The 12,751-nt window shown below is 65.7% G+C and carries 6 protein-coding genes; all 6 read right to left on the reverse strand.

Translation table 11 applies throughout. From position 1 onward, the window contains the following. Positions 1 to 2: 2 nt before the first annotated feature. Entirely contained in the window at positions 3 to 869 is an 867-nt protein-coding gene (locus D2E22_RS02090) for a helix-turn-helix domain-containing protein (protein WP_126031449.1), read from the reverse strand. Between the two features lie 250 nt (positions 870 to 1,119). Continuing rightward, entirely contained in the window at positions 1,120 to 1,431 is a 312-nt protein-coding gene (locus D2E22_RS02095; RefSeq protein ID WP_126031450.1) for a hypothetical protein, read from the reverse strand. 313 nt (positions 1,432 to 1,744) lie between these two features. Then, positions 1,745 to 4,537 carry an InlB B-repeat-containing protein gene (locus tag D2E22_RS02100; protein ID WP_126031451.1) on the reverse strand — a complete coding sequence of 931 codons (2,793 nt, stop codon included), beginning with the start codon at positions 4,535 to 4,537 and terminating at the stop codon, positions 1,745 to 1,747. A gap of 280 nt (positions 4,538 to 4,817) precedes the next feature. Continuing rightward, on the reverse strand, positions 4,818 to 10,097 hold the full coding sequence (pulA, locus tag D2E22_RS02105) for a type I pullulanase (protein WP_126031452.1): 5,280 nt from the start codon (positions 10,095 to 10,097) through the stop codon (positions 4,818 to 4,820). Between the two features lie 459 nt (positions 10,098 to 10,556). Continuing rightward, entirely contained in the window at positions 10,557 to 11,018 is a 462-nt protein-coding gene (aroQ, locus tag D2E22_RS02110) for a type II 3-dehydroquinate dehydratase (RefSeq protein WP_126031453.1), read from the reverse strand. Between the two features lie 70 nt (positions 11,019 to 11,088). After that, entirely contained in the window at positions 11,089 to 12,747 is a 1,659-nt protein-coding gene (locus tag D2E22_RS02115) for a bifunctional shikimate kinase/3-dehydroquinate synthase (RefSeq protein ID WP_126031454.1), read from the reverse strand. Between the last annotated feature and the right edge of the window lie 4 nt (positions 12,748 to 12,751).

The following is a 12,751-nucleotide window of genomic DNA, read 5'->3' on the forward strand; positions in this document are numbered from 1 at the left end:
CCTCAGCGCCCCTCGATGATGAGCTCGCTCGCCACACCGTTGAGCTCGACGACGTCCGGCGCGTCCTCGTCCACGTGCACGCCGGCGCCGACGATCGTGCGCGTGCGCAGCCCGTGCGTCAGCACGGCGATCGTGGACCCCTTGGGCACCGTGATGCGCGAGGTCGCCGACAGCTGGTTGACGTCGACGCGGCCGTCGAGCGTCGCGCAGTCGATCTCCATGTCGAGGTTGCAGTTGACCTCCACGTGGCCGTGCACGTCGTCGAGCGTCAGCCGCTGCGTGCGCACGTCGAGTTCGAGCCCGTCGCAGTCCAGCCCCTGTACATGCGCCTCGAAGGCCTTCGCCGCGCATTCCATCGTCGTGACGTAGCGCTGCGGGATCCACAGCACGACGGAGACGTCGTCCTTCGCGAGCGTCTCGCTGATCCCGTCGCCGCGTCTGACGACGACGTCGATCCGCTTCGCGCGGTCGTCGACGGACACCTTGAAGTGCCGCGCGACCTCGGCGACGGTGTTCGACACGACGCGCACGCGCAGCTGCTCGCCGTCGTAGCCGCGGATTGTGCAGCCGTAGATCGAGCCGCAGTCGACGTCGAAGTGCTTGGGCTGGTCGACGTCGTGGCTCGTGACGCTCTCGTAGCGGTACTCGGCTCCGCCGCCAGCCGCGGCGTCGGCGACGCCGAGCAGCGCGTCGACGCTGACGGCGAATACGTCGGCGAGCGCGACGAGGTTCTCGATCTCGGGGCGTCCGGCGCCGCTCTCCCATTTCGAGATCGCCTGCCGGGAGACGCCGACGCGGGTCGCAAGCTGCTCCTGGGAGAGGTGCGACTGCCTGCGCAGATCCTTGAGTCTGGTCGTGAATTCCATCATGTGCTCCTTGTTATCGTTCCTGATCCTTGCGATCCGTCATTGCGCGTCGGCGGCCGCGGCGTTCATCGCCGTGATCCGCCGACCGGCGAAGTCGATCGTGCCGCCGGTCGGCGCGGCGCTGCGTTCGTGGTCGTGCCATCGTGGTTCCCATCTGCCAGGGCGGGGAGCCCGGACGCTCCCCGCATCGATGGCGCCACGGTAGGCCGCCGGCGTCGCCGTGCGCCAGCAACGGACGCGAACGTAATGTCCCTCAGTCCGCAACGATGCGTTGCATCGGCGCCGTTCCAACGATGTCGCGATGCCTTGCGACGGCGCGGACGGGACGTCGACGACGCGGCGGCACCCGACGTGGGCGCACCCGCTGCGACGTCGACGGATCGACGGCGTGGCTTGCGGCCGGATGCGTCTTCTTCGTCGTGCCGGTATACAGCGCGACGGCCGAGGTCGGCGCGAGCCTCACCTGCACCTTGCCCTTGCGCGCCCCCACCGTCCTCGAACAGTCCTCGACGGCGTAGACGTCGCAGCACTCGCCGTCGGGCATCATCGTCGAGAACTCGTGCACGGCCTCCTTCGTCCCGTTGTTGAACGTGGCGAAGCCATTGCCGCCGCACGAGAACGCGAGCAGCGGCGGGTCCGGTGCATCCGAACGCGGCCAGCGTCCTCATCCACGTCCCACGGCGTCGCGGGCTGCATTGTCCCGTCATCACCCCCTCTTCTTAATCCATCCGATTCGTTGATGCGTCCTCGTTGACCGCATAACGCGACCACTCTATACCACCCCGCGTCTCTATACCCCGCGTCCGCGCCCGGATACGCGGCGGGGAGGGCACCCTATGGATGCCCTCCCCGCCGTCTGCGCCGTCGCGCCGGTCACATCAGACGCGCCGGTGCGCGCACTTCGTGGCGAGCAATGTGACGCCGGCGAGCGCGAGCGCACCGAGCGCCACGATCGCGGCCGCGATCGACGAACCGGTGCTCGCGACGTCGCCCGGCGACGACGCATCGCCGTCGGCTTCCGTCACGTCCGTCACGTCGGACGGCCCGGAAGCGCCGTCGCCCGGCTTCGTCACGTCCGAGCCGCCGCCGTTATCGTCGCCATCGTCGTCGCCGCCGGACGGCGCGTCGATCTGCTCGAACACGGCGTCCACGTAGACGGCCTCCCCCGGCATCGTGAAGGTGCCGTCGGCGGCGACCTCGACGCCGCCCTTCGTCACCTTCCAGCCGGCCAGACGCCAGCCGGCGTCGGGCGTGGCGCGCAGCGTCACCGTCGTGCCGGGCGCCACGTCCTGCGTCAGGTCGGCGCTTGCGGTGCCGCCCTCCGTGGCGCTCACGTGCACGGGGAACATCGTGTTCGCCACGCGCCACAGCTGGGTGCCGTAGAACGGGTTGGCGGTGCCGATGAGCATGTGGTCGTCGGTGTTGACGAAGATGTGCAGGCCGTGGTTGAAGGGGTCGCCGAAGCCGTCGTCGGACACGGTCGCGACGTCGACGCCGCCGTCGGCACCCTCGGTGATCTCGAAGAGGTTGAAGCCGCGCTTCGACTTGGACAGGTACGGCAGCGACTTGAGGAAGGCCTTGAGGTTGTCGACGCTGAGCAGCTTGACGAGCGTCTCGTAGACCTTCTTGAGGCTCTCCGGCATCTGCGGCACATCGGCGAGCAGCCGCTCGGTCTCCTCGTACATCTCGGCGAAGTCCTCGGAGGCCTTCTCGTCGAGCTGCGTGCCGAGCACGGTGAGCAGGTCGTTCGCATGGAGCAGCCGCGCGGCCGATTCCTCGTCGGACAGGCTCTCGGGGACGATCGAGCCGTCGTTGAGTCCGTCGATAAGCGCCTTGCGCTGTTCATCGCTCAGCGTGACCGTCTGCGCCGTCCCGTCGTCGCCGTCGGCGTCGGCGAGCGTCGCCGCGTGCAGGCGCGCGTCGGCGGCCTCGACCGCCCAGTCGACGAGAGCGTCGGCGTCGTCGGAGCGCGGACGCGCGTCAAGCCGCGCCGTGTCGCCGTCCTCGGCCGCGGGCGTCGCCGCGCCGACCTTGTCGCGGTCGAGGATGAGCTCGATGAAGGTGCGCAGGTAGTGGACGGTGTTGTTCCAGTCCTTCTCGCTCATGTTGAGGATGTCGCCGTTCGTGAACTGCGCGATCGGCTCGAGCAGCGTCGTCGTGTTCATCGTCGACAGGTACATTTTGCCTTCATGCACGGTCGTCTGCCACGTGTATTGGTTCATGTGGTTGCCGTATCCGGAGCCCAGGCCGGTCGTGCCGCCGTCGGGGAAGGTCTCGTTCGGGTCGCCGACGAGCATCTCGACGTGCTCGTCCTTGTCCATGCGGTACAGGTTGATCGACTGCTCGAGGTTCGTCGCCTGCGTCACGAAGTCGGTGCGCATCGCGAAGCCCTGCAGCGCGCTCGCGACGTCGTTGTAGTCGCCGATGTACAGATGGTCGTTGTAGATCTGCAGCGTGCAGGCGCCGGCGCTCACGCGCGACGCGTCGAGGCCGAAGGTGTACTTCGCGCCCTTGGACGTGTCGCCGACGAGCGGACGCCATGTCCAGTCGTCCTTCTCGGTCGGGTCGCCGTCGTTCTCGCCGACGTAGATCGCGAAGGAGCGCAGCGTGCCGGTCTGCTCGTTGCGCGTCTCGAAGCTGCCGGTGCACACGACGACGTAGAGCCTGCCGTCGAACTCGAGCACCTGGTAGATGCCGCCTCCTCCGTTGACGTCGGAGCGGTGGATCGCCGGAAGATCGTCGAAGCTGGCCATGTCGGCGATGACCTTGTAGGAGCCGGGCACCGACGGCGTCCTCGAGGCGACGAGGAAGGCCGCGCCCTCGCCGTCTGCGGTCGGCTTGAGGTCGCCGGCGATGAGCGCGTCCTTGAACGAGCCGATCGCGCGCGTCGACGTGAACACGTTCTGCTTGACGAGCTCGCGGAAGCCGGCGGCGTCGACGCTGTCGTAGACCTTCGTCAGGCGGTCGCCGTCTGACGGGTCGACCTCGTAGATGCACGGGAAGCCGTTCTGCATCGCCATCGCCGTGCCGATCTCCTGGGCCGTCAGCTCGGCGTTGTTCGTGTCCATGACCATGCCTTCGAAGTACAGCTTGCCGTTCATCTTGAACGCGCTGCGGAAGGTCGGGATGACGCCTTTGCCGCCGTCGATGCCTTCGGACTGGGACATGAGGATCTTCGTCTCGCCGGTCTTCACGTTGAACTTGAACAGCACGCCGCCGGCGCTTTTGCCGTCCGGCTCGCCGAGGTACATGTTGCCGGCGTAGAGCGTCTGGATCAACGCGGTCGCCTCCTCGACGCTCATGCCCATGTTGGCCGACAGGCTGCCCTTGAGGATGGCCTGCACGCCGAGGCCTCCATACATCGTGCCGATGTAGACCCAGTCGCCGGCCGATTCGGCGGCGTAGCTGTAGGACTGGCCGCGGTCGCCCTGCCCCTGGTCCTTGGCCGAGATGGCGCCCCCGCCGACGTAGTCGACGACGCCGTCGACGGTCTCGAGGCCGTTTTCGGGATGGCTGACCTTCTGGAAGGCCATGCCGTTGCCGGCCGTGTAGACGTTCGTGATGCGTCCGTCGAGTTCGCTCTCCTGCGCGCCGGCGGGGCCGACGAGCGCGCCGATGAGCACGGCGCATGCCGAGAGCGCGCCGATGGCGGCGCGTAGTTTGGTGGTCATTGTTCTCCTCAGGGATGGTTCGATGGGGGCACAAAGGCCAGACATTGTGCTGACGGCGAACAAGCATAGCATGTCGGGATGTACCCGCAGGCCCTGTTCACGCAACGTTTGCATCCTTGCCACGGGGCGTATCCCCGACGCCACGCGGCGTGTCCGATGCATGGCCGCGCGCAACGGGCGCATATGCGAAAGCGGGGAGGCGGGACCCGAAGGTCCGCCTCCCCGCTTTCGGTTGCCGTGACGCCGTTCAGGGGGACGACATCACGGCAGCGTCCGACGCTCAGTGCGAGCGGCGTTCGCGGTTCGCCACGAGCAGCACGGCGGCGGCGATGATCGCGACCGCGGCGATGACGATGACGACGGCGACCGAGGAACCGGTCGAGGCCATGTCGCTCACCGCGCCGGCGGCGTTCGACGCGCCGTTAGAGCCGGTGTCCACATGGTCGTTCGCACCCGGCTGGCCCGGCTGATCCGGGTTGGTCGGGTCGTCCGGATCGTCCGGGTTGGCCGGGTCGTCCGGGTTGGCCGGATCGTCCGGATCGTCCGGATCGTCCGGGTCGACCGGATCGTCCGGGTCGACCGGGTCGACGAGCGCCGACTCCGGACCGAGCACAAGCGCGCTGCCGGCCGGCACGATGACCGCGTCGCCGTCATGGACGGCGATCTTCGCGCCGGCGACCGACGCATCGACGCCCTGCACGGCCTCGTCGGCCTGCGCCACGGCCTCGGGGGCGTGGCGGTAGGTGCGGCCGTTCGAGACGAGCACGCCGTAGTCGCCCGCGGTGACTCCCGGCAGCGCGACCGCGTCGGCGTTGTTGTTGAGCGCGACGACGTAGGTGCCGCTGTCATCGGAGATCTCATAGGCCACGACGCCGTCGGCGGACTTGAGGACCTTCGAGTTCTTGCCGATCGCGTCGTAGTCGCCGATGCGGAACGCGGCCGTCTTCTTGCGCAGCGCGATGAGGTCGGCCACGTACTGGGCGTTGTCGCCGTAGGCGGCGTCGTTCAGGCGGTCCCAGTCCAGCGCGTTCTTCGTGGCGGCGTTCTTGTAGCTGTTGTCGTCGCCGTCCTTCGAACGCAGGAACTCCTGGCCAAGCTGGATCTCGGAGATGCCGTTGGCGAGGAAGACCGACGAGTTCGCGAGCTTCGAGGCGGCCACCTTCTGCGCGACCTGGCCCTCATCGAGTTCGCCGTCGGTCTTGGCGCCGAACATCGAGACGTTGAGCTTGTCGTTGAGCGTCAGGTTGTCGTGGATCTCGACGTAGTTGACGATCTGGTTCGCGCTGTCGTACTTGACGTTGGCGTTGCCGTTCGTGCAGTACGCGCCGTCGAACTCGTCGCCGTTGCGGCAGCCGAGCATGTTGTTGAGGATCAGCTGCTCGGTGTCGGCCTTGCCGGTCGCGAAGCCGGTGTCCTCCTCGTCGAACACGGAGCCCTTGAGCTGGTCGCGGATCGAGTCGTTGAAGAACGCGACCGTCGAGTTGTGGGTGTCGAGCTCGTAGGCGTTCGGCTGGATCGACATGAGGGACTTGTCCATCGTCGTGCTCATGTCCCAACCCTCGCCGACGATGATGATCGACGGGTCGATCGCGTCGAGCGCGGCGCGCACGGCCTTCATCGTCTCGAGGTCATGCAGGCCCATGAGGTCGAAGCGGAAGCCGTCCATGTTGTATTCCTTCGCCCAGTAGGTGACGGAATCGACGATGTACTTGCGCATCATCGCACGTTCGGACGCCGTGTCGTTGCCGCAGCCGGAGTTGGAGACGAGCGAGCCGTTCTGGTAGCGGAAGTAGTATCCCGGCACCGTCAGGTTGAACGGGTTCGTGTTGACGTCGCCGACGTGGTTGTAGACGACGTCCATGATCACGCGAAGGCCGTTCTTGTGCAGGCCGTTGACCATCTCCTTGGCTTCGACGATGCGCGCCTTCGGATCGGCCGCGTCCGACGAGTAGGAGCCTTCCGGAACGTTGTAGTTCTCCGGATCGTAGCCCCAGTTGTAGTTGTTGTCGTCGGTCGGCTTCGTCTCGTCGACGCTCAGGTAGTCGTACATCGGCTGGATCTGCACGTGTGTGACGCCGAGCTCCTTGAGGTAGTCGACGCCGGTCGCCTTGCCCTCGGAGTTCTTCGTACCGTTCTCGATCATGCCGAGGTACTTGCCGCGGTTGGCCTCCGAGACGCCGGAGTTGGCGTTGCTCGAGAAGTCGTGCACGTGGGTCTCGACGATGACCGCATCGGTGTTCTTCGAGAACGGGGCCATGCGGTCGGAGCCTTCGACCTTCGTCTGCTCGTCGGACAGGACGACGGAGCGGCGGCCGTTGACGACCGATGCGCGCGCGTACGGATCCGGCGAGTCGTTCTTCGTGCCGTCGGCGAAGGAGACGCGGTAGACGTAGGCGGTGCCCGGCGCGACTGTCTCGGTCGCGGACCACACGCCCTTGGCGCCGCGCTTCATCGCGACCGTCTTGTCCTCGGGCGCGTCGGCGGTGTCGGAGGCCTTGAACGTGACGAGCTCGACATTCGCCGCGGTCGGCGCCCACAGCTTGAACGTGGAGCCGTCCTCGCCGTAGGTCGCGCCGAGATCGTCGCCGTCATAGGCGTATTCCTTGTCGAATGCGTCGGTGCGCACGACGGATCCGGCGACGGCGTCGGCGGAGCCGAAGCCCTCGATCGTCACCGTGTACTTCACGGTCAGGTCGAGATCGTCCTTGAGCGTGATCGTGACGGCGGTGCCGTCGGTCGTCACGTCGTCGACCGCGACGTCGTTGCCGTCGGCGTCGGTCACCTTGACGTCCGACACCTTGACGTCGGCCGGCTTCGTGAGCTTCGCGTCGATCGCGTTGTTCTGCGCGATCTCGGCCGTGGAGATGCTGGCGACGAGCGCCGGACGCGCCGTGTAGACGGTCCAATCATCCTGCATAAGCCACACTTCCGCCTTGGCATTATTGTTGGCATCATATGTCAGTGCATTCGCAGGAATATACACATCGCCTTCGCCTGGATCTTTAGCTATCCATGCGTCTTGACCAAATCGACGCAACAAGCCGATTCCAGAGGAACCGTCAGAATTCTTATATGTATAGTTAGTCAGGGTGTAACGCGAAATCTCGCCCCAATCATCATGCTCAGTGAAGCGCCCCTCAGTGTTTTCGCCGCCGTTCCAGCTGTACACAACCCACTTATCCGCTCCCGGATGTGCATAGCTGCTGGGGAAGGAAGAGGCATCCGGATTAAAGTACAGGCCGTCGTTGCGCATGTAGTGGACGGTCACGTCGACCTTGTCCGCCTTGCACTCGTAGTCGGCGGGCGCCTCGGTGAACGTCGCGTTCGCGTCGCCGGTGCCGTCGACCCACACCTCGACGGTGCCGGTCTCGCTCACGGTGACGTTGCGGTCGCCGCCGAACTTGTCCCAGTCCTCGGTCGTGATGATGAAGCCGAGGTCCTCGAACTTGCCGTCGAAGGTGAGGTCCGCGACCTTGCCGTAGCAATCCTCGCCGGTGAACGGATGGTTCACGGCCGCCATGTCGGCGCCGGTGGTGTCCTTGCCCCAGACGTAGACGCCGCGGTTCGCGGTGGCCTCATCGGCCGCCGGCTTGTAGTGCACGACGAGACGGGTCTGCGCGCCGATCGCCTCCGGGTTGCCCACCGTCATCTCATGATTCTCGACGGCGACATGCGTCAAACCCTTGGCGATCTTGTAATTGCCGCCGCCATTGGGGTTGTCCCACGCTCCATCGCCATTGTTGAACACTACTTCCTGATCTTTTCCATAGGTGTCAATGGTGATCTTGAAGTATCCATCGGCGTCTTTGGCTCCCATGTCCTTCGTCTGAGGATTGCTCCAATCGCCATTCTCCGGATAGTAGATGTTCGCCTTATCCCAGTCGTCAGCCGGCTTGTACCAGATGGTCGTCGTCTGGTCGTCCGGCTCGACGGTGGTGTCCGGGATCACGACGTCCGGGGTGCTCGGGTCGACGGCCACGTCGGAGGCCGGATGCGTCGCCTTCGTGGCGCCGCCGTAGATCGCGACGGCCTGCATCGCCGGCACCGTCGTCTTGACCTTGCCTCCGGAGACGGTGACCGTCTTCGAGCAGTCCTGCACGGCGTAGACGTCGCAGTACTCGCCGTCGGGCATCGAGGTCGTGTATTCGGTCTCCTTGTCCTCGGTCGAGTTGTTGATCGCGACGAAGCCCTTGTCACCGCGCGAGAACGCGATGTTGTTGACACCGTCGTCCTGCCAGTCGGAGACCGACGTGCCGTCGACGTAGTTGTGGAAGGCGATCATGCCGCGCGTCGTCGTCCAACGCTGCTGGCAGTTCCAGTCGCCGTCCTTCGTCGAGCACGCCTCGTCGAAGTCGACGTCCGGCACCGAGGTCGCGGTCGCGCCCGGCGCGCCGTCATCCTTGTTGTCGTATTTGTAATCAGAAATCAGTCGCGGCGTGCCGTAGTCATAAGCGAGCATGAATGCGTTGGCAAGCGCATATGCGGAATTGTCTTTGTAGCTAAGAGCATCATTGCGCGCTGTATCCCAATTCGTCACAAACACATTTGCGAGATTGCTGGGAATGGCATTCGGATTAGTGCTGGTATCACCCAATCGAGAGGAAATAGTGCCAAGTTGACTGATATTCGAACGGAACCTATTGGCAAGGTCCGACTTGTAGTCGAACTGCGTGACGGTGCCGGTCTCGAAGTAGTTGCGCGGCTGGATGCCGGCCGCCTCGTTCGCGTTGCCGATGACCTCCTGGATCCAGTAGATGTCGTCGGCGCTCTTGCCGACCTTCTTGGCCATCTGGTCCTTGATGGCCTTCATGTCCTCGTTGTTGATGTGCTTGACGGCGTCCATGCGGAAGCCCTGCACGCCCATCTTGTAGAGCTTGGCGAGGTAGTCGGACTGGATGTCCTGCACCTTGGCCGACGACGTGTCGAAGTCCCACATCGAGCTCAGACGGCCTTCCTGCACCTCCTGCTGGTTCGTGTAGTCGGAGATGCTCTTGCCGTTCTCGTAGTCGTGGAAGTCGGCGGCGGTCACGCCTTGCGGATACTGGCCGTCCTCGCCGGTGAAGCCCGGGTAGTCGCCGGTCGAGCCGTTGTACTTCGTGCCCGCGACGCCGGTCTGCTCGCCCGAGGCGACGTCGGAGCCAGTCGTCTGGTTGAGCACGACGTCGGCGATGATGCCGACGCCCGCGGCCTGGCAGGTCTCGATCATTTCCTGGAACTCGGCCTCGGTGCCGAGCTTCGAATCGAGCCTGTAGCTCACCGGCTGGTAGCTCGTCCACCACTGCGTGCCCTGGATCGACTCCTGCGGCGGCGAGACCTCGACGTATTTGACGCCCTGCGGTCCGTAGGTGTTCGTGCACTCCTTCGCGATCGACTTCCAGGTCTGCTGGAACGCGATGACCTGCACGTCGGTAGCCGCGGGAAGCGCCGTGCTTCCCGTGTCGGCAGGGGCGGCGTTGGCCGCCATCGGCACTGTGAGCAGCGCACCCGAGCAGGCCATGGCGAAGGCCACGCCCATCCCGGTCGTGCGGCGCATCGCAGTGCGGAACTGCTGATTCACCATATGTTGTCCATTCCCTTTTTTCTCTAGCCGGCCGGGTCCGTCGGCGACATCGGGATGCCGACCGTCTTGCCCATCCGGTTTGCCAATGTATGCAGACCCCGCTTGCATATCATGCAAGGATTTCCGGGGCATTCGTCAACGAATGGTGCATACGTTTGCAGCGAAATCATCCCTCATAATACCTCAGCTGTAAGCAAAAATCCACCGGAACGCGCATGCGTGGACGATGCGCGTCCTGCTGCTTCCCTCCCCCACCGCCCTGCGGGGGCCCTTCAGCCATCGTCGCCCCATGCGGCAGCCGAACCGGAGTCAATACGGAAAACCGCCGATGGCATCCGTATCTGTGAGACGACGAAAAATGTCGGGGTCCCGCAATCCTCTTGGATTATTGCGGGACCCCGACGTCGTCCGCCACGATATACGCGAACTTCAGGAAATGCGCTCCGGCTTCGAACGCGCTCAGCCCTTCGTCAGTTCGGCGACGGCCTCGAGCGCGAGCTTGTAGCCGAGGAAGCCGAGGCCGGTGATCGTGCCGGTGGCGACCGGGCTGATCACCGAACGCTTGCGGAACTCGTCGCGCGCCGCCGGGTTCGAGATATGCACCTCGATCAGCGGCATGTCCGCATCGAGCACCATGTGCGCCGCGTCGGCGAGCGCATACGAATAATGCGTGAACGCCGCCGGGTTCATGACGACCGCCTTCTGCCGCTCGGCGGCCTCGTGCATCCACTGCACCATCTGCGCCTCGTCGTCGGTCTGCCGCACGTCCACGTCGAGCCCGAGGGACTCGCCCCACTGCGTGCACAGCCTGCGCAGCTGCTCGAGGTCCTGCCTGCCGTACACGTCCGGCTGGCGCACCCCGAGGCGACCGAGGTTCGGCCCGTTCACGACGATCACCTTGACCGGCTCATTTTCGGCCATATCCACTCCATTCCCTGGAAAACGTTGTCAGCCCCATGATAGTGCGCGACGATGCCGGGCGCCGTGCGCGTCACGCCTGTTGGCGCACACGTTCGAAGGCCTCGCGCACCGCCTGCGGGTCGGGGTCGTCGAGGTGGAACGGCCTGCCGATCTCCTCGAGCCCGACGAAGCGCAGCGTGTTTCCGCGCGCCTTCTTGTCGCGGTGCATCAGTGCGAGCACCTCGTCGAATCCGGCGCCGTTCCACGAGGTCGGCAGTCCCAGACGGTCGAGCAGGTCGTAGGTGTATTCGACGGTCGGGCGGTCGAGGTGCCCGGTCAGGTTGGACAGCTCGGCCGCGTAGACCATGCCCACGGCGACCGCGTTGCCGTGCCTCCAGCGGAAATGCTCGAGCTGTTCGATCGCGTGACCGAAGGTGTGCCCGTAGTTGAGGAATTCGCGCAGCCCCGCCTCCTTGAGGTCGGCGCAGACGTGGTGGGCCTTGACGCGCACCGTGCGTTCGATGAGTTCGGCTACGACCGGCTTGAGCGGCGAATCGAGGAAGGTCTCTCCGTCGAAGGCGCGCAGCTCGTCGGCGTGGTCCTCGAGGATCGTGAGGATCTCGGGGTCGCGGATGAAGCCGGACTTGGCGACCTCGCCGAGGCCTTCGATGAAGATGTCGTTCGGCAGCGACGTGAGCGTCCTCAGATCGGCGAGCACGCCCGCGGGCGTGTAGAACGAACCGACGAGATTCTTGCCCTGCGGCGTGTTGACGCCGGTCTTGCCGCCGGTGGACGCGTCGACCATCGCGAGCAGCGACGTCGGGCAATTCACGTAGCGGATGCCGCGCATCCACGTGGCGGCGACGAATCCGGCAAGATCTGTGCACGCACCGCCGCCGAGGCCGACGATCGCGTCGGAGCGCGTGAAGCCCTCGTTGCCGAGCCGCTGCCAGATGCCGTCGGCGACCTGGACGGTCTTGCCCGCCTCGGCGTCCGGGATCGCGATGTCGCTCACCTGATAGCCGGCCTTGCGCAGGATCGCACGCGCCCGGTCGGAGTGCCGCTGCACCGACTGCGTGTGGATCAGCGCGACGCGCACCGGACCTGCGCCGAGCACGTCGGGCAGATGGTTGAGCACGCCCTCGCCGATCCGCACGTCGTAGGGTTCGATGCCGGCGCCGTCCACATGGACGATTCCCTCGTTCGTCATTTCGATCATCTTCCTTGCCGCTGTCTTCGGCGTCATGCCGTGCGTGCGCACGATCACGTTCGCCACCTGCCTGTAGACCGGGTCGCGCTGCTCGTAGAGCGCCATCCAGCGCGCGTCGGCGTCGCCGTCGAGCATCGGGCGTCCACCTCCCCTGCGCGCGCGCTCCATCGCCTCCGCTGGATCGGCGAGCAGGTAGATGACGCGCCCGCCGTGTTCGGCGTAGTCATGCAACGCCTCGCGCACCGTCGGCGTCATCGGCGCGCCGCCGCCGAGTGCGTAGATGCCGTCGAAGGAGCCGAGCGTCTCGGCGACGGTCCTTCGCTCGACCTCGCGGAACGCCGCCTCGCCGTGCCGCGCGAAGTACTTCGGGATCGACATGCCGATCGCGTCCTCGATCTGCTGGTCCGCGTCCGCGAAACCGATGCCGAGCATCTGCGACATCTCCTTGCCCAGCCGCGTCTTGCCGGCGCCCATCATGCCGACGATGACGGCCGCGGGGCGCCTGCGCGCGCCGGCCTCGTGTCTGCTGTGCCTTGCCATTGGC

The organism is Bifidobacterium castoris (genome assembly GCF_003952025.1).
GTDB lineage: Bacteria > Actinomycetota > Actinomycetes > Actinomycetales > Bifidobacteriaceae > Bifidobacterium > Bifidobacterium castoris.